This is a genomic window from Lactobacillus sp. B4005 (assembly GCF_026536045.1).
In the GTDB taxonomy this organism is placed as follows: Bacteria; Bacillota; Bacilli; order Lactobacillales; family Lactobacillaceae; genus Lactobacillus; species Lactobacillus panisapium.
The window spans coordinates 13,551-30,496 of record NZ_JAFNOZ010000002.1 but is presented as its reverse complement, the minus strand read 5'-3'; the positions used below and the strand labels follow the sequence as shown (position 1 = coordinate 30,496).

The following is a 16,946-nucleotide window of genomic DNA, read 5'->3' as shown; positions in this document are numbered from 1 at the left end:
AATGAGTAAAAGACCTAATTTTGGTGGAATGGGCGGCATGAATATGCAACAGATGATGAAGCAGGCTAAAAAGTTACAGGAGCAAATGGCGCAAGAGCAAGAAAATATCACTGCGCAAGAATTTGTTGGCAAGTCTGCCGATGATTTAGTTGTTGCCACATTCAGCGGAGATCGTAAACTCAAGGGGATCGATATTAATAAAGAAGCAATTGATCCTGATGACCCAGATATGTTGCAAGATTTAATTATTGATGCGGTTAATAAAGGTTTGTCAGAAATTGATCAAGCAACTCAAGCAAGTTTAGGTAAATATACGAAGGGTATGATTTAATTGCAATATCCAGCACCAATTGCGCACTTAATTGATTCATATATGAAATTACCTGGTATTGGTGAAAAAACGGCTACTCGCTTGGCTTTCTACACTTTGGATATGCCAGACACAGATGTTCATGATTTTAGTACTGCTCTTAATGAAGTAAAAGAAAAGCTTCACCGCTGCTCTGTTTGCGGTAATATTACTGAGCAGGATCCCTGCGTAATTTGTAGTAATCCAAGTCGTGAACAATCAACTATTATGGTTGTTGAGCAGCCCAAAGACGTCATGGCCTTTGAAGAAATGGGTGAGTACAGTGGCTTATATCACGTTCTGCACGGTGTTTTATCACCAATGGATGGTATTGGTCCAGAAGAAATTAACATTAAGTCACTAATTGTTCGTTTACAAAAACAGGATAAAGTGAAAGAAGTAATTTTGGCATTGAATTCTACTCCGGAAGGTGAATCAACGGCAATGTATATCAGCAAGTTGATTAAGCCTGCTGGAATTAAGGTAACCCGTTTAGCTGCGGGACTTGCTGTGGGTAGTGATATTGAATATGCAAATTCAATTACGTTAAAACGTGCAGTGCAAGGGAGAACTTCGATCTAATGGCGCACAATCAAGTTAAAAAAATGGGCGATGAGTGGCTAACAGAAACGATTGAAAAATTGCAAGAAGAGATTGCAATTGAAAAAAATCTTAATTCTACCACGCTCGACATGTCAGAAGAAAATATTATTGCAAATGAAATTTTGCTAGCCAAGTATGCTTTTTTGTATCAAGAAGCCCGTCACCGACATACAAGATTTAGTGGTTTTACCAATGCAATTTCAGAATAAAAAGCTCTTATTTAAGGGCTTTTTTATTTTCACTAAAAATTAAAAGTACGTTGGGGTGTTCATATAGGACGAACTCTTGTAAAATAGACTCATGGAGAGTTTTATGAAGAGTTATTTTATTAGTTTCGAAGGGCCAGACGGGTCCGGTAAAAGCACAGTTTTAGAACAAGTGGTTGCCCAAATTGCACCACAATTGAAAACACAATATCTAGTGACTCGTGAACCAGGTGGTTCAGTAATCGCTGAAAAAATTCGGCAGTTTATTTTAGATCCTGCTAATGAAAAAATGAGTGCAAAAACTGAAGCATTATTGTATGCTGCTTCGCGAAGCCAACATATGAAGGAAATTATTATTCCTGCTTTAAAGGCTGGTAAAGTCATCTTTTCTGATCGCTTTGTCGATAGTTCTTTGGCCTACCAAGGGGCAGGCAGAGACCTAGGGATTGCGGCCGTGAAGCAGATTAATGAGTTTGCTACCAACGGGATTGAGCCCAATTTGACCATCTTTTTGGATATTAAGCCTCAAGTCGGGTTAGCGCGGATTTCTAAAGAGCGAGCTGGTCAAGAAGACCGTTTGGAGCAAGAAAAACTAGCTTTTCATCAAAAAGTTTACCAGGGTTACCAAGAAATTAATCAGAGTCATTCTGACCGGATCAAAGTCGTGGATGCCAATCAACCGGTTAATGATGTGGTAAAAGCATGTGTTAGAATTATTGAAAATTGTATACCAAGAGAATTGCTAAAGGACTGATTTAAAATGAAGTTGATAATTGCGATTGTTCAAAAAGAAGATGCTAACCGTTTGCAGCACGCTTTTGCCAAAGAAAGTATTCGTGCAACGAAGTTAGCAACCACTGGTGGATTCTTAAGTGAAGGAAATACTACCTTTTTAATTGGAATTGAAGATAAATTTGTCAAAAAAGTAATGCGAATTATTAAGGGTGAATCACAGGGGCGTGAGGAATACTTAAACCCTAACTTGGCAATGACTGGCTTTGATGTCAGCAGTCAGCCCGTTAAGATTACCGTTGGGGGAGCAACCTGTTTTGTGCTATCAGTGGAAGAGTTTAAACAGTTTTAATGAAAATTGATATTTCACAAAGAGGCGTTAAGCAGGCCGAATTTTTACGGCATGCATTCGAACAAAAAAAATTAGCGCATAGCTACCTATTTGTCGATGCTAACGAATTGCAGGCTCTAAATACAGCATATTGGCTAGCCTGTCTATTTAATTGTACTGGTGAAAATAAGCCAGATGGTTCGTGTCAAAATTGCCAGCAAATTATTTCTGGCAATAATCCTGACGTCTTATTAGTTACAACTGAGGGCAAACAAAGCCTAGGGATTGATCAGATTCGTGTTTTAAAAGAAGAATTAGCCAAAAGTCCCGTGCAAAGCAGTGTCCGCTTTTTCATAATTAATGATGCACAAAAATTAACGCTATCTGCTGCTAATGCTCTGCTTAATTTGCTAGAAGAGCCCATTGCACCGGTGGTAACAATTCTGATTACTAATAATGCAGATCAAATATTACCGACCGTGCGGTCACGAACACAGATTATTAATTTTTCTGCTGGGCAAAAAGCTGATGGCAGGACGGCGGCTTTATTAGCAAATGGCTTTAACCAGGAAGAAATTGCTGAATTAGGTGATACAACCAACTTGGATAAAGCAGGTAAGTATTTTTACCAAGAAATGCTTGAATATAATTCTTTAGCACTTGTTAGCGCGCACAAGCTCGCTGATTTAGCTAAGGGGAAAGCGGAGCAAAATTATCTCTTGCTTTTGTTAAAAAAGATGGCTCAACAGGATTTAAATAATGGTAGCCAGCAGGCGGGGGCAAGAATGTTGAAGCATTTACTGGAAGTTGACAAGATGCGCTATAGCAATGTTGGTTTTCGCAATCTGCTTGATTATCTTGCTCTGCAATGGAAAAGGTAGGTGTTTTTATGGTAGATTCTTATTCAAAGTTAGAGCAGCTCCATGATTCAATGGTCAGTATGACCAAGACAATCGAGAGCTTAGAAAACAGTATTTTAGAAACGCTCAAAGAAAATACAGAGCTGAAAGTTGAAAATCAGTTATTACGTGAAAAAATGGATAAGATGAATAACGCACATAATAACGCAATCAAAACGCAGAGCGGTCTTGAGTCTTTACGCAAAATATATAATTCGGGCTATCATATTTGCAATATGTATTACGGTTCACACCGTGATCCAAGTTCGGATTGCATGTTTTGTTTGGATATTCTTGATAATTTTGGCGAAAAAAAGAAAGCACATTAAGGGAATGATATAATGCAGCGGCAAAGTAGTTATGCTCAAAATGAGGGGAAACTTTATTTAGTACCGACTCCGATTGGTAATTTGGAAGATATTACAATCAGGGCAAAAAGAATTCTGCAAGAAGCAGATTATATTGCGGCTGAGGATACTAGAACTAGTGGTATTCTGTTAGAAAAAATCGGTGTCCATAATCATATGCTGTCGTTTCATAAATATAATTCCAAAGAGCGCGCTCCGGAGTTAGTTAAATTAATGCAGGATGGGGCCGTCATTGCTGAGATTAGTGATGCCGGAATGCCGGTTATTTCAGATCCCGGATTTGTATTGGTTCAGGAATGTATTAAAAATGACATCCCGGTTGTCCCGTTACCGGGGGCATCAGCTTTCACAACTGCACTGATTGCTTCCGGTTTTGACGCGCAGCCTTTTACTTATTATGGTTTTTTACCGCGAAAAGCTGGAGAACAAAAACCGTATTTTGTTCAAATGGAACAAGCTCATGGCACCTCTATTTTTTATGAAGCACCGCACCGATTAGTTAAAACTTTAAGTAATATGGCAACTGTTTTTGCACCAGAACGTGAAATTGTTGCTGCCAGGGAGCTGACTAAAATTCACGAAGAATTTATTCGGGGAACTGTTCAAGAGGTAAGTCAATATTTTTCTGAAAACCAGCCACGGGGAGAATTCGTTATTTTGGTTTCGCCCAATACTGAGGAAACTGAGCAATTGTCTTGGCCTGAATTAATTGAACTCGTTGATGAGCGTGTTGATCAGGGTGAAAGTAAAAAATCTGCCATTAAAGAAGTAGCGCGGGCAAACCAAGTTTCTAAAAATGAATTATATGATCGTTATCATCAGAAATAATGGGGATGCAAAAAATGAAGTATAGTGAACAACATCAAGTAAATTTTTATGAATGTGATGAAAATCAGCATTTAAAAATACCCGCAATGATTGATCTAATGATGAGCGTGTCCGAGCATCAATTGGATAATGGTGCGGGTAGTACTGAAGAGTTGAATAAACGTGGACTCGGATGGGTAGTTACCCAATATCATATTGATATCAAGCGCTGGCCGAAGCCAAATGAAAACATTACCTTATCAACTGATCCGGTTGGCTATAATCGTTTTTTGGAATATCGTGATTATTCGTTCAGTGATCAAGAAGGTAATGAATTGATCACTGCTCAGAGTGAATGGGTCTTATTTGACTTAGCTAAGCGGAAGCTAGTTTCGACAGACAAGGAAATGATGGCTAAAATTGGGGTTCCATTATTAAAGAAACTGCCCCGTTTTCCGCGGATTCGGTTGCAAGAAGATTATCCAATTAAGAGACAGTACCGTGTTCGTTATGATGACCTAGATACTAACCATCATTTGACTAACGGCCATTACTTTAACTGGTTTATTGACACGCTTGATCGTGATTTTCTCAAAAATCATGTAGTCAGTGCAATTGACATTAAGTTTAATCTTGAAGTTCGTTACGGTCAAAAGCCGTTTGCCTGCGTTAAGCTGGTTGAAACTGATGATGAGATTAAGTCTTACCACACAATTGCCGATGAAGATAAAAAGGATAAAGCCGTTTGTGAACTAACTTGGCGCAAGTTATAATGAGATAATGGTATACTATTACCAAGTTTATTAATGAAAGAAAGTGCTGCAAATGACTACAAAGGAAATGTTTAAGGTCGAATTGCGTGATCTAGTCCTTTTGGGATTTGTTGTTGCCATTAAAATTGTGCTAAGTCGGTTCACGATTGGTACAACAATTGTTCATATTGGTTTGGGCTTTATTGGTAGTGTTTTATTAGGTTATATGTTTGGTCCCGTTTGGGGTGCAGTCGGTGGCGGAATTAGCGATTTAGTTTCATCGGCCTTATTTGCTAACCAGGGGGGCTTTTTTATTGGCTTCACTTTAAGTGCTATGGTTGGCCCGCTTATTTACGGTTTAATTCTGTATAAAAAACCGGTAAAAATTTGGCGGATTATATTGGCGACATTGCTGGTAACGGTAATAGTTAACTTAGGGATGAATACTTTATGGTTGCACTTTTTGTATGGCATGGACTTCAAAGTGGCTTTGATTCAGCGAGTTCCTAAAGAAGCAATTGCACCTTGGCTAGAAATGATTATTACCTACTTTGTTTTACGGGCTCTTTCTCGTGTTAAAATTAGAAGGTAGTTTTGAGAAAAGGATAAATGATCTGAAATGAAAATTTTAAGTGTATCAACAGCAACTAATCAGTTAAGTGTAGCTTTAAATGAAGATACTACTGTGATGGTTGAAAAAAGTGAACACGATAAACGAAATCATAGTGAACACCTTGATCCGTTAATTGCTGAAATTTTAACCGAGAATCACCTTAAGCTCAAAGACATTGACCGCTTTGCGGTGGCAATTGGACCAGGCTCTTATACAGGATTACGGATTGGGGTTACAACAATTAAGATGTTTGCCAGCATTTTGGCCAAACAAGCAGTTGGTGTATCAACTATGAAGGCTTTAGCGGCAAATTGTCAAGACACAGATACGTTGATTGTAGCAGGTATTGATGCCCGAAATGACAATTTTTTTGCAGGGGCTTATTTAAGAGAAAATGGTCAATTAGTTAATATTATCGAAGACGGTCACTATCATATTGATAAATTACTAAAAGCCGTTAAGGATTATGCTCTAACTCATAAACTGGAAAAGGTGGTCTTTGTCGGGACGGGCTTTGAAAAGCAAGAAGAAGCTATCAATAAGTTAGATTTACCGGTTAGTTTTGGTACTGATGAGCAAAATGTAATCCATGCAGGAGTTATCGGCAAATTGGCAATTGATGAGCAGCCTGTTGAGCCAGATCAGTTGCTACCAAGGTATTTGCGGCGTACGCAAGCCGAAGTAGATTGGCATAAGAAAACTGGCAAGCCGTTTGAAGCAGACAGTAACTATGTGGAAGAGGTTTAAGCAATTTTGCCATTTTTCTCGTGTAGGCAATAAATTGGTTCAACCTACATTTAGACCGTTTATGTTTACACTAGATAAACATGTTTTGCAGGTAATGCGTGCTAAAGAAAGTGATATTGCCAACCTTCTTTTTTTAGAGACTAAAACTTACGAAGGTCGTACGCCGTGGGCAGCTGAAATTTTTCAACTTGAATTGCAAAAAAAGGACTCTTTATATTTAGTCGTCTACCATAAGACGGCACTGATTGCGGTCATTGGGATGAGGCTAAATTTGGTTGAAGCACATATAACCAATCTTGCTGTTGATCCCGCCTGGCAGAAAAAGGGTCTAGGTACTTATTTGATGCAATTAATGATTGATTATGCTCGCAAATTAGGATGTCATTCGATTTCTTTAGAAGTTCGGATTGATAACGAAGTGGCTAAAAAGTTGTATCAAGGTCTTGGCTTTACCGTTAATTTTGTTAGACCAAATTATTACCAAGATTTACATAAAGATGGGTTAAACATGGTGCTTACTTTGGCACCTGATGATAAAGAAAGTGATTAGTTTTGGACAGTAAAAAAGATATCCGTATTTTAGCTTATGAAAGTTCATGTGATGAAACTTCAACTTCAGTGGTTAAAAATGGTCGTGAAGTAGAAAGTTTAATTGTGGCTACTCAGATTAAGAGTCACCAACGTTTCGGCGGGGTGGTTCCCGAAGTTGCGAGTCGCCATCACATTGAAGTAATCAGCCAGATTACGAAAGAAGCGTTGCAAAAAGCAAATGCAACTTGGAATGATATTGATGCGATTGCTGTCACTTATGGTCCAGGACTAGTTGGTGCGCTACTTATTGGTGTTAGCGCAGCAAAAGCGGCCTCAATGGCAACGGGCATTCCTTTGATTGGTGTTGATCATATAATGGGGCATATAATGGCGGCACAGTTAACTGCTGAGATTGAATACCCAGCGCTTGCACTGCAAGTTTCTGGTGGTCACACTGAAATCGTCTTATTGAAAGATCCGACTCATTTTGAAATTGTTGGTGATACCCGTGATGATGCTGCCGGTGAGGCTTATGATAAAATCGGCCGTGTTTTAGGCGTGAATTATCCAGCTGGCAAAACGATTGATGAATGGGCTCACCAAGGTAATGACACTTTTCATTTTCCCCGTGCAATGATGGAAGATGATGATTATGATTTTTCTTTTTCCGGTTTAAAGAGTGCCTTTATCAACACTTGTCACCATGCTGACCAAATTCACCAAGAATTAAATAAATTTGATTTAGCCGCAAGTTTTCAGGCTGCCGTTGTTGATGTTTTGGCACATAAAACCATCCGAGCAATTAAACAGTATCAGCCACGTACCTTTATTATGGGTGGCGGTGTTGCAGCGAATCGCGGATTGCGGGAGCGGATGGAGGAAGAAATTGCTAATTTACCTCATAACATCAAGCCGAAAGTAATCTTGCCGGACTTAAAGCTCTGCGGTGATAATGCGGCGATGATCGGTGCTGCAGCTTACAACTTATACCAAGATCATCAATTTGCAGACTTGACTTTAAATGCTGATCCGTCATTAGAATTGCCGTATGCTGACAGTATGTTAAATTAAAAGGGCTGACCATAAATGGTCAACCCTTTTTAGTTTAAAATTCTTGATAAAAAGCAACTAGCTGCCCTTGATCGCACGATCTAAAACCACATTTTTCATAGAAAAAGCGTGTTTCTGGTTCGTCGATAGTCAAGAGTACTTTTTGCCGAACTGCTTGAAACTTAGTAAGAATCAACTTGACTAAGTGTGTGCCAATACCTTGTTTTTGGTATGATGGCTGAACAAGCAAATCTTGGATGTAGATAATTGAGACACCATCACCAACAACGCGAATTAGTCCGACAAGTTTGTCTTCATTAATTGCTGCAATGGTTAGTAGCGAGTTGTTAATCGCTGCCTCTAGCTCAGTTGGGTTTTTAGTGTATGCGGTCCAACCAACGCTGTTATATAAATTAATTAATTGTTTTTGGTTAATATTTTGTGTTGTAATGTACTTCATTTTTATCCTCCTCAATTTATTTAAAATTTGGGAGTATAACGTAATTTTTCCATTGAAACACCTTCTTTGAATTGAGTTAATGCAATTATAAATGAAATAAGTTAAATAGCAATAAGTGCTGAACTATTTTTAAAATAAAATCGAATAAAACCAGGTATATTGCTAGTCAAACACAGAAAATGGGGCAAGCTATGCTAGTTTACGTTAATTTAGATTATCATGGTTAAATTTTAATAGGCGGTGATGCAGCAGAATGCATTTCCGGTCATTCCGTTTGGCCGTTAACATAAGAAAAAATCCTAATTCTTTCTTGCGAATTGAATTAGGATTTTTTTATTAATTGAATTCATCTAAATCTGTTAATGCTGTTTCCCAGTCATTATTGGCTTGCTCCAAATCAGTTTGAACATTGGTTAATTCTTCTTGTAAGGGACCAAGTTTATCAAAATTTGTCGCAATTTCTGGGTTAGCCATTTCCGTTTGAATTTGCTCTTGCTTTTGTTCAAGCTGATCAATCTTGGTTTCGATCTCTTCAACTTGACGTTCAAGCTTACGTTTTTGGGAGTCTCTTTGCTTTTGTTCTTGATATGACAACTTATTAGTTTTTGGCTCTGCACTGCCAGTTTCATTCTCATTCGTAGAAACTTCAGTCGTAGCATCAGCAGCAAACTTATTTTTCTCGTCTAAATAATAAGTGTAGTCACCCTCATAGACTTTGGCATGCTTTTCTTTGATTTCGACAATTTTATTGGAAAGCTGATTGATAAAATACCGATCGTGTGAGACAAAGAGCAGTGTGCCGTCAAAATGCTGTAACGCTTGTTCCAAAACTTCCTTTGCTTCTAGGTCTAAGTGGTTCGTGGGCTCGTCCATTAGTAAAAAGTTGTTGTGCTCAAGCGACAAGACCGTCAAAGTTAACCGGGCTTTTTGGCCACCGGAAAGCTGCCCAACAGTTTTATCAATATCTTTGGCGGTAAAGAGAAAACTTGCCAGAATTGATCTAACGTCCCGTTCAGGCATTGTTTTGTGACGGTCCCAAACGGTATCAATCACTGTTTTGCTAGGATCGAGCAGTTGGAGTTCTTGATCATAGTAGCCGATATCAAGCGAAGCACCATACTTAATTGAGCCACCTTTAGGCTGTAAGTCCTTCATAATCGTTTTTAATAAAGTTGATTTACCAATGCCATTGGCACCAATAATAGCAACACGATCACCTTTGTTAACTTGCAGTGAAATGTCTTGAACCATTGTCTTAGTCGGGTAGCCAATCGTTAGATCCCGTAAGATTAATACTTCTTTACCTGAGGGTCTTTCACTCTTGAACTTAATCCGCACCTTATTTTTGTGCTTAGGTGGCGTGATTCGTTCCATTTTCTCAAGTTGCTTGCGCCTGCTTTGCGCTCTTTTAGTCGTTTTTGCCCGAACTAAATTCTTTTGAATAAATTCCTCGTCTTTTTTAATTTTTTCTTGCTGCCGTTCGTAAGCTTCTTCTTGTTGCTGATCACGTTGCTTTCGCTGGGCAACATAATCGGAATAGTTTCCTTTAAAAGCTGTTAGTTTGCCAAATTGTAATTCAAAAATTTGGTTAGCAAGATGATCTAAAAAGTACTGGTCGTGAGAGACAACTAAAATTGCTCCGGAATATGTTTTAAGAAAACCTTCTAGCCAGTCAAGTGTGTCCAGATCTAAATAGTTGGTCGGCTCATCGAGTAAAAGTAGCGGTGGCTTGCGTAAAAGCAGTTTGACAAAGGCAAGCCGGGTTTTTTCACCACCAGAAAGATCACCAATAATTTTAGTCCAAGTATTTTCAGGGAAGTTAAAACCATTCAAAATACTTTTAATATCCGCCTGATAGGTATATCCACCTTGTTGTTCAAAATCAAATTGCAACTGGTCATATTGTTTTAAAAGTTGCTTATCTTCCGGATGTTCGGCAATTGCTTGTTGCAAGCCGCGGATTTTTTGTCCTTTTGCAATTAATGGCGCAAAAACGGTCAGCATTTCATCCCAAATGCTCTTACTTTCATCTAAGCCATTTTCTTGCGCGATATAACCCACATCGATCCCTTTATTAATGGTAAATTCGCCGTGGGTAGCTTCTTCTTCACCCGTCATAATTTTAAGGAGTGTGGTTTTACCAACTCCGTTTGGTCCTACAAGGCCAATTCTTGCATTTGAATCAATCGAGAAATTAACGTGATTGAATAGCGTATTGGCACCAAATTGTTTTTCTAAATCGTGTCCTTGTGCAATTATCATATTTTTCACCTAAAGTCTATTTTAGCATATGTGGCAAGACTGCTGGCAACTGCATGAGAAATAAGCCTTTTTTAAGTAAAATTATTTTTTCATCATTAGTAAATTGATTACGAGTATTTGCTCAGTTATTTACAAATAATTTTTTAATTACCATGTAAAGCGGGTTAATTAACAGTAAAATCGTGTTTTGTGATTGTGTTAGATTGTGAAAAAACATTTGCAAATATCAGTAAGTTATAGGTAAAATAATATTAATTGATGAGTGAATTCACAAAAAAGCTCACTAGTGATATTAAGTTGGAGGCTTTTTAAAATGGAAAAAATAAAAATACCTACAGCGACAGCGAAGAGACTGCCGCTTTACTATCGTTACCTAATTATCCTGAATGAAGCTGGTAAAGAAAAAGTTTCATCTACTGAATTATCAGAAGCAGTTCAGGTTGATAGTGCATCAATCCGTCGTGATTTTTCATATTTTGGTGCTTTGGGTAAGCGTGGGTATGGCTATGATGTCAAAAGTCTCCTATCCTTTTTTAAAAAGATTTTAAATCAAGATACTTTAACTAATGTTGCATTAGTTGGTGTAGGTAATTTGGGACACGCCTTGCTCAACTATAACTTCAAACGAAGCAATAACATCCGAATTTCCTGTGCTTTTGATATTAATCCTAAAATTACGGGCAAAATTTTGAGTGGCGTTCCTGTTTATGAAATGAGTGAATTGCAAAAGCAGCTGAGTGACCAACAGATCACCATCGCTATTTTGACAGTGCCGTCAGATTCTGCACAAAAAACAGCGGATGACATGGTCGAAGCTGGCATTAAGGGCATTATGAACTTTACGCCAATTCGGTTATCAGCTCCAACCGGGGTTAGAATTCAAAATGTTGACTTGGCGACTGAATTACAAACCCTCATTTATTTCCTTGATTCGGATAAAGATAAGAATAGATAAATTTATAAAGCCGCCGCTGCAATGGCTAAAGAAAATTAGCACTTTAAGTAAAAAAGTGCTAATTTTTTCTTGCTTTTTTCATTAAAAGGGGGTATTATCATATTTGTAAGTTAGCACTTGGTTAATAAGAGTGCTAACAAATAACAAAAATGATTTTAAATTAAAATTAGGAGGGACAAACGTGTTACAACCAATTGGTGATCGCGTGATCGTAAAAGTTAAAGAAGAAGAAGAAAAGACTGTAGGCGGAATCGTCCTTGCTTCAAATGCTAAAGAAAAGCCAACAGAAGGTGAAGTTGTTGCTGTCGGTGAAGGCAGTTATGCAGAAAACGGCAACAAGATCCCAATGTCAGTTGAAAAGGGCGACGTTGTTCTATATGACAAGTATTCTGGCACTAACGTTGAATACGAAGGTGAAAAATTCTTAGTCCTTCATGAAAAAGATATTTTGGCAGTGGTTAAGTAATTAAGGAGCGAAAATTATGGCAAAAGATATTAAATTCTCAGAAAAAGCAAGACGTTCCCTATTAAAGGGTGTTGATAAGTTAGCTGATACTGTTAAGGCAACAATCGGTCCTAAAGGTAGAAACGTTGTCTTAGAGCAATCTTATGGCAATCCTGAAATTACTAACGATGGTGTTACCATTGCTAAGTCAATTGAATTAAAAGATCACTACGAAAACATGGGTGCTAAGCTAGTTGCCGAAGCTGCACAAAAGACTAACGACATTGCCGGTGACGGTACCACTACTGCAGTTGTGTTAACTCAAGCAATCATCCGTGAAGGAATGAAGAATGTAACTGCTGGTGCTAACCCCGTAGGTGTTCGTCGCGGAATTGAAAAAGCTACCAAGGCTGTTGTTGATGAATTACATAAAGTAAGTCACACTGTTTCTTCAAAAGATCAAATTGCGCAAGTTGCTTCAGTTTCATCTGCTTCAAAAGAAGTTGGTGACTTAATCGCTGATGCAATGGAAAAAGTTGGTAACGATGGTGTTATCACAATTGAAGACTCACGTGGTATTGAAACTGAATTATCAGTAGTTGAAGGTATGCAATTCGATCGTGGTTACTTATCACAATACATGGTAACTGACAACGACAAGATGGAAGCAGATTTGGACAACCCATATGTTTTAATTACTGACAAGAAGATTTCTAACATTCAAGACATCTTGCCATTATTGCAAGAGATTGTTCAACAAGGTAAATCATTATTGATTATCGCTGATGACGTTTCTGGTGAAGCACTTCCTACTTTAGTATTGAACAAGATTCGTGGTACTTTCAACGTTGTTGCTGTTAAGGCTCCAGGCTTTGGTGACCGTCGTAAAGAACAATTACAAGATATTGCCGCTCTTACTGGTGGTACAGTTATTACCGAAGATCTTGGTCTTGAATTAAAGGACACAACGATTGATCAATTAGGTAAAGCACGCCGCATCACTGTTACTAAGGACTCAACAACTATTGTTGATGGTGCTGGTTCAGATGAAGCAATTAAAGAACGTGAAGACTCAATCAGAAGTCAAATCGAAGAAACAACTTCAGACTTTGACAAGAAGAAGTTGCAAGAACGTCTTGCTAAATTAACTGGTGGTGTAGCTGTTATTCATGTTGGTGCTGCTACTGAAACTGAGTTAAAAGAACGTCGCTACCGGATTGAAGATGCTTTGAACTCAACTCGTGCCGCTGTTGACGAAGGCTACGTAGCTGGTGGTGGTACTGCATTAGTTGACGTTATCAAGAATGTTGAAGACCTTAAAGGCGACAATGCTGATGAGCAAACTGGTATCAACATCATTTTACGTGCATTGACTGCTCCAGTACGTCAAATTGCTGAAAACGCTGGTGAAGATGGTTCAGTTATCTTGAACAAATTACAAAGTCAAGACCCTGAAGTTGGTTACAACGCTGCTAACGGCGAATGGGAGAACATGGTTGAATCTGGTATTATTGACCCAACTAAGGTTACCCGTACTGCACTTCAAAACGCTGCTTCAATTGCCGCATTATTATTAACAACTGAAGCTGTTGTTGCTGATATTCCAGAAGACAAACCAGTAGCTGATCCTAATGCTGCCGCTGGTGCCGGTGCTCCAGGAATGATGTAATTTTAAAAAGATTAAAAAAATCGCTCGGTTGGGCGATTTTTTTGTGTATTTGTTAATTTTATCTACTTAAATAAATATAATAACAATGCTGTTTAAAGTACCTTTACAATAAAAGGACAAAGAATTAATATTAAGTAAACTTTAATGCGATTTGTTTATTTATTGTAGGAGAAGATTAATGCTAAGCAAAAGAATATTAGTAAAAAAATCTCAAAAATGGCCTTTGTGTGGCATAGTAAGTACTTTGATGGCTGTTTGCCTTTTAGGCTTAAGTGGCCAGGTAAAAGCAGATAGTAATATTACAGCTTTACCTAAAAACCAAAATGCGCTGACCGAATCAAAGTATGAGGATCCACAGCCTCAACCAGCAGGCCATGAAGTGATTATTCCCACTAATACGAATCTAGCGCATGACACTAGCTATGCAAAACAGTGTGTTTTCAACAGTCAAAATTATCCCGATACTGCTAAATTTTATTGGATAGTGAAACCACAAACTCTTATTAATGGCCAAACAAAGGGGATTGTTGGCATTTGGATATCAAATGAAAATATATTACGTCTGAATGTGGTAGTAAAGATTGCTGGTCAAAAGCAAGCTAAATTAATGCATAACGCTTATTTATATGATCATAATGGCAAAAGAAAAAATGATTTAATCTTGCGTGCAGGTTCAATTTTGAATCTCATGGGTAGTAAAAAAATTAAACAGCGAAAATTTTGCTTGCTTGATGATGATAATTACGTTGCTCAAAATAATGTCTTCGGCGTTAATCGTAAATTGCGGCATAATGCTCGCACATATAATCAACTGGGCGAACTAATTAATAAGAAAAGCATTAAAAAGGGTACTGTTGTTAAAACTTATGGTAATCCGGTTAAAATTCGAGGTTTAAAACTATATCCAATTGCTACTGATCGCTATTTGTTAGCTGCTAATTTTAAGGCCAACAACGCAAAACATGTTGCATCCCAAAAGCAGGTATCTAATAAGCAGGAAAAACGGCTCATGCACAGTAGCTACTTATATGATGAACATGGTCGACGCGTTAATGGCTTAATTTTAGCTACCGGTTCGCGTGTTAAAATTAGTAAATACCATCATTTGGCGGCTGGTCGCTTCTTCTATGCCATTGGCAATGGCTATTATGTTCCTGTTCGCAACGTCACTGGTTTAAAAATGGAAAGGGTAAAAGTAGACCATCCTGTTACAGTTTATAATCGTTATGGCCGCAAAATAGGGACTATTCCGGTTAATAAGAAGATCCAAACTTACGGTGATCCCTTTAAATTAAAAGGACAACACTATTACATTGTTGGTAAAGGAAAATTAATTCGTTCACGCGAAATAACTGGGTTTGATTAAAAAACGATCGTTAAATTTTATATAAACATGAGCAATTCTACTTGGGAATTGCTCTTTGTTTTGCAATATATTGGTATATACAATTAGCTTTCTTTATAAGAAAAATTTATTAAACTGATTTGACAAGAAATTATAATAATATTAGTATGTTTAATTATTATAATTTCTCACAAGGAAGGAATGCTAATGGAATATTTAAGTTTACTTGGCGTTTTAGTGATAGTCGTAGGCTTTGCCTTAGGACTTGACACTGTAGCCGTAGTCATTATTTCGGCTTTGGTCACTGCTTTAGTTTCAGGGATTGATTTCGTTAAATTTTTACAGATTTTAGGTAAAGGATTTATTGATAACCGGATGGTGTCGCTCTTTTTCTTAACTTTACCGACAATTGGAGTTATTGAAAGGCACGGTTTAAAAAAGGCTGCAACTAATTTAATTCAAAAATTAAATAATTTAACTCCTGGGCGTATCTTTGATATCTATACTGGAATTCGTGGTTTAGCAAGTATTTTTGGTATTTCCTTTCAAGGTCAAATCCAATTTATTGCACCTTTAATTAATCCTATGGCTCAGGCTGCAGGCTCAATTAAAGGAGAATTAACAGAGCTAGAAGTAGATCAGATTAAAGGACGTGCTGCAGCTAGTGATAACTTTGGTAATTTTTTTGCTCAAAACTTATTCTTTGCTTCTTCGGGAGTTCTAATGATCACTAGTTCAATGAAATCTTTAGGTCATCCAATTGAAGCCTCAAATGTTGTTTTAAACTCAATACCAATCACTTTAATCGCATATGTTTTATGCTTAATTTACAATCATATGTTTGATCAAAAGTTAAAAAATAAGAAGGTGAAATAAATGACAGCTTTAGTTAATAATCTTCTATTGGCCTTTTTTGTAATAATCGGACTATTCTTTTTAGCAGCTGCCATTGAATCTTGGCGTGACCAAACTAATCCGGCTCGCTGGGGGACAGGACTTTTCTGGTTTATTTTTGCAATCATCTTTAGTGTTGGCCAATGGATTCCATATGAAATTAGTGGCGCTTTGCTTTTGGTAAACGGATTGTTATCATTATTAAAGCAAGTCAAAGTTGGTAAAATTAAGGAATTACCCGAAAAGGTTGCGGATAAGACCGTTAAGCGAATTGGTAATTGGATTTTTTTCCCAAGTATTTTGCTGGCAGTCTTAGCTCTTTTACTTGCCAAATTTACTCCTTTAAGTAAAAGCAAATTAGGAGGACAAGTTGCAATTGGTATTGCTGCGATGGTATCTCTAATTGTTGCAATGATTTTAACTAAATCGAATGGCAAGGTTGCTTATGAGGATACCCAACGAATGGTTCGTTCAGCTGGTTCAGCTGGTATCATACCGCAATTACTTGCCACACTTGGTGTAGTCTTCACTGCTTCAGGTGTTGGCCAAGTAACTGCCAAAGCTATCTCAGGTCTTTTTCCAGTTGGAAATCGTCTGCTTGGTGTTATCCTATATTGTTGTGGAATGGCGATTTTCACTGCAATTATGGGTAACGCATTTGCTGCTTTTGCCGTTATTACTGCTGGTATTGGTATTCCATTTGTTGTAGCCCAAGGTGGTTCACCAGTGGTTGTTGCTGCTATAGGAATGACAGCCGGTTATTGTGGTACGTTATTGACACCGATGGCTGCTAACTTTAACTCACTACCAGTTGCTTTGATGGAAATGAAGGATTCTTTAGGAGTTATCAAGCAACAATTTCCGATTGCAATTATTATGCTGCTCGTACACATCGTTTTGATGTATTTCTTAGCTTTTTAGTTTTTAG

21 protein-coding genes are annotated in these 16,946 nt (G+C 37.8%); 19 read left to right on the top strand and 2 right to left on the bottom strand.

The window, feature by feature from the left end; genetic code table 11:
* Window position 1 precedes the first annotated feature (1 nt).
* The 13 genes from J3U73_RS04535 to tsaD all read left to right on the top strand — a co-directional run bounded on the left by J3U73_RS04535 (window position 2) and on the right by tsaD (window position 8,009).
* Window positions 2-331, top strand: a complete 330-nt coding sequence (locus J3U73_RS04535) for a YbaB/EbfC family nucleoid-associated protein (RefSeq protein WP_103752466.1) — start codon at window positions 2-4, stop codon at window positions 329-331.
* Window positions 332-931 (top strand): recombination mediator RecR, encoded by a 600-nt coding sequence (gene recR, locus J3U73_RS04530; protein ID WP_220268310.1) that lies wholly within the window; start codon window positions 332-334, stop codon window positions 929-931.
* A complete protein-coding gene (locus J3U73_RS04525; protein WP_103752468.1) occupies window positions 931-1,161 on the top strand; it encodes a YaaL family protein in 231 nt (76 codons plus the stop codon). Before recR ends, J3U73_RS04525 begins: the two co-directional genes overlap by 1 nt.
* 103 nt (window positions 1,162-1,264) lie before the next feature.
* On the top strand, window positions 1,265-1,912 hold the full coding sequence (gene tmk / locus J3U73_RS04520) for a dTMP kinase (protein WP_267409724.1): 648 nt from the start codon (window positions 1,265-1,267) through the stop codon (window positions 1,910-1,912).
* 6 nt (window positions 1,913-1,918) lie between these two features.
* Window positions 1,919-2,242, top strand: a complete 324-nt coding sequence (locus tag J3U73_RS04515; protein WP_103752470.1) for a cyclic-di-AMP receptor — start codon at window positions 1,919-1,921, stop codon at window positions 2,240-2,242.
* Entirely contained in the window at window positions 2,242-3,102 is an 861-nt protein-coding gene (locus J3U73_RS04510) for a DNA polymerase III subunit delta (RefSeq protein WP_220232181.1), read from the top strand. Before J3U73_RS04515 ends, J3U73_RS04510 begins: the two co-directional genes overlap by 1 nt.
* An 8-nt stretch (window positions 3,103-3,110) precedes the next feature.
* Window positions 3,111-3,449, top strand: coding sequence for a DNA replication initiation control protein YabA (gene yabA, locus J3U73_RS04505; RefSeq protein ID WP_103752472.1), 339 nt, complete (start codon window positions 3,111-3,113; stop codon window positions 3,447-3,449).
* A 12-nt stretch (window positions 3,450-3,461) separates the two neighbouring features.
* Window positions 3,462-4,316, top strand: a complete 855-nt coding sequence (rsmI, locus tag J3U73_RS04500) for a 16S rRNA (cytidine(1402)-2'-O)-methyltransferase (RefSeq protein WP_267409723.1) — start codon at window positions 3,462-3,464, stop codon at window positions 4,314-4,316.
* 14 nt (window positions 4,317-4,330) lie between these two features.
* The gene (locus tag J3U73_RS04495; RefSeq protein ID WP_220219991.1) at window positions 4,331-5,068 is read left to right on the top strand and encodes an acyl-[acyl-carrier-protein] thioesterase; all 738 of its coding nucleotides are present in this window, start codon (window positions 4,331-4,333) and stop codon (window positions 5,066-5,068) included.
* A 52-nt stretch (window positions 5,069-5,120) separates the two neighbouring features.
* Complete coding sequence (locus J3U73_RS04490; protein ID WP_103752475.1) at window positions 5,121-5,639, top strand: folate family ECF transporter S component; 519 nt, start codon at window positions 5,121-5,123, stop codon at window positions 5,637-5,639.
* Window positions 5,640-5,666: 27 nt separating this feature from the next.
* Window positions 5,667-6,407: a tRNA (adenosine(37)-N6)-threonylcarbamoyltransferase complex dimerization subunit type 1 TsaB gene (gene tsaB, locus J3U73_RS04485; RefSeq protein ID WP_103752476.1), complete on the top strand. Its 741-nt coding sequence runs from the start codon at window positions 5,667-5,669 to the stop codon at window positions 6,405-6,407.
* A complete protein-coding gene (rimI, locus tag J3U73_RS04480; protein WP_220219989.1) occupies window positions 6,391-6,957 on the top strand; it encodes a ribosomal protein S18-alanine N-acetyltransferase in 567 nt (188 codons plus the stop codon). Before tsaB ends, rimI begins: the two co-directional genes overlap by 17 nt.
* Before the next feature lie 2 nt (window positions 6,958-6,959).
* Entirely contained in the window at window positions 6,960-8,009 is a 1,050-nt protein-coding gene (gene tsaD / locus J3U73_RS04475; protein ID WP_220219988.1) for a tRNA (adenosine(37)-N6)-threonylcarbamoyltransferase complex transferase subunit TsaD, read from the top strand.
* Window positions 8,010-8,043: 34 nt separating this feature from the next.
* On the opposite strand, the gene J3U73_RS04470 is transcribed toward tsaD, so the two are convergent.
* Both J3U73_RS04470 and J3U73_RS04465 read right to left on the bottom strand, forming a co-directional pair.
* A complete protein-coding gene (locus J3U73_RS04470; RefSeq protein WP_267409722.1) occupies window positions 8,044-8,448 on the bottom strand; it encodes a GNAT family N-acetyltransferase in 405 nt (134 codons plus the stop codon).
* Window positions 8,449-8,784: 336 nt separating this feature from the next.
* Window positions 8,785-10,710, bottom strand: coding sequence for an ABC-F family ATP-binding cassette domain-containing protein (locus J3U73_RS04465; protein ID WP_267409721.1), 1,926 nt, complete (start codon window positions 10,708-10,710; stop codon window positions 8,785-8,787).
* Between the two features lie 313 nt (window positions 10,711-11,023).
* Here J3U73_RS04465 and J3U73_RS04460 point away from each other — a divergent pair, with 313 nt between their 5' ends.
* From J3U73_RS04460 to J3U73_RS04435, 6 genes are all read left to right on the top strand, one after another.
* Window positions 11,024-11,665, top strand: a complete 642-nt coding sequence (locus J3U73_RS04460; protein ID WP_103752480.1) for a redox-sensing transcriptional repressor Rex — start codon at window positions 11,024-11,026, stop codon at window positions 11,663-11,665.
* A 181-nt stretch (window positions 11,666-11,846) separates the two neighbouring features.
* A complete protein-coding gene (gene groES, locus J3U73_RS04455) occupies window positions 11,847-12,131 on the top strand; it encodes a co-chaperone GroES (protein WP_103752481.1) in 285 nt (94 codons plus the stop codon).
* Between the two features lie 16 nt (window positions 12,132-12,147).
* Entirely contained in the window at window positions 12,148-13,779 is a 1,632-nt protein-coding gene (gene groL, locus J3U73_RS04450) for a chaperonin GroEL (RefSeq protein ID WP_220268302.1), read from the top strand.
* A gap of 178 nt (window positions 13,780-13,957) precedes the next feature.
* Window positions 13,958-15,145 (top strand): SLAP domain-containing protein, encoded by a 1,188-nt coding sequence (locus tag J3U73_RS04445; RefSeq protein ID WP_267409720.1) that lies wholly within the window; start codon window positions 13,958-13,960, stop codon window positions 15,143-15,145.
* Window positions 15,146-15,331: 186 nt separating this feature from the next.
* Window positions 15,332-16,000, top strand: coding sequence for a DUF969 domain-containing protein (locus tag J3U73_RS04440; protein ID WP_220268300.1), 669 nt, complete (start codon window positions 15,332-15,334; stop codon window positions 15,998-16,000).
* Window positions 16,001-16,939, top strand: coding sequence for a DUF979 domain-containing protein (locus J3U73_RS04435; protein ID WP_267409719.1), 939 nt, complete (start codon window positions 16,001-16,003; stop codon window positions 16,937-16,939). It begins immediately after the preceding gene.
* The last annotated feature ends 7 nt before the right edge of the window (window positions 16,940-16,946 follow it).

Excerpts from the sequence above, each read along its gene's own strand:
- J3U73_RS04535 (WP_103752466.1), top strand. The coding sequence starts at position 2 with ATGAGTAAAAGACCTAATTTTGGTGGAATGGGCGGCATGAATATGCAA.
- J3U73_RS04525 (WP_103752468.1), top strand. The coding sequence starts at position 931 with ATGGCGCACAATCAAGTTAAAAAAATGGGCGATGAGTGGCTAACAGAA.
- tmk (WP_267409724.1), top strand. The coding sequence starts at position 1,265 with ATGAAGAGTTATTTTATTAGTTTCGAAGGGCCAGACGGGTCCGGTAAA.
- J3U73_RS04515 (WP_103752470.1), top strand. The coding sequence starts at position 1,919 with ATGAAGTTGATAATTGCGATTGTTCAAAAAGAAGATGCTAACCGTTTG.
- J3U73_RS04510 (WP_220232181.1), top strand. The coding sequence starts at position 2,242 with ATGAAAATTGATATTTCACAAAGAGGCGTTAAGCAGGCCGAATTTTTA.
- yabA (WP_103752472.1), top strand. The coding sequence starts at position 3,111 with ATGGTAGATTCTTATTCAAAGTTAGAGCAGCTCCATGATTCAATGGTC.
- rsmI (WP_267409723.1), top strand. The coding sequence starts at position 3,462 with ATGCAGCGGCAAAGTAGTTATGCTCAAAATGAGGGGAAACTTTATTTA.
- J3U73_RS04495 (WP_220219991.1), top strand. The coding sequence starts at position 4,331 with ATGAAGTATAGTGAACAACATCAAGTAAATTTTTATGAATGTGATGAA.
- J3U73_RS04490 (WP_103752475.1), top strand. The coding sequence starts at position 5,121 with ATGACTACAAAGGAAATGTTTAAGGTCGAATTGCGTGATCTAGTCCTT.
- tsaB (WP_103752476.1), top strand. The coding sequence starts at position 5,667 with ATGAAAATTTTAAGTGTATCAACAGCAACTAATCAGTTAAGTGTAGCT.
- rimI (WP_220219989.1), top strand. The coding sequence starts at position 6,391 with ATGTGGAAGAGGTTTAAGCAATTTTGCCATTTTTCTCGTGTAGGCAAT.
- J3U73_RS04470 (WP_267409722.1), bottom strand. The coding sequence starts at position 8,448 with ATGAAGTACATTACAACACAAAATATTAACCAAAAACAATTAATTAAT.
- J3U73_RS04465 (WP_267409721.1), bottom strand. The coding sequence starts at position 10,710 with ATGATAATTGCACAAGGACACGATTTAGAAAAACAATTTGGTGCCAAT.
- J3U73_RS04460 (WP_103752480.1), top strand. The coding sequence starts at position 11,024 with ATGGAAAAAATAAAAATACCTACAGCGACAGCGAAGAGACTGCCGCTT.
- groL (WP_220268302.1), top strand. The coding sequence starts at position 12,148 with ATGGCAAAAGATATTAAATTCTCAGAAAAAGCAAGACGTTCCCTATTA.
- J3U73_RS04445 (WP_267409720.1), top strand. The coding sequence starts at position 13,958 with ATGCTAAGCAAAAGAATATTAGTAAAAAAATCTCAAAAATGGCCTTTG.
- J3U73_RS04440 (WP_220268300.1), top strand. The coding sequence starts at position 15,332 with ATGGAATATTTAAGTTTACTTGGCGTTTTAGTGATAGTCGTAGGCTTT.
- J3U73_RS04435 (WP_267409719.1), top strand. The coding sequence starts at position 16,001 with ATGACAGCTTTAGTTAATAATCTTCTATTGGCCTTTTTTGTAATAATC.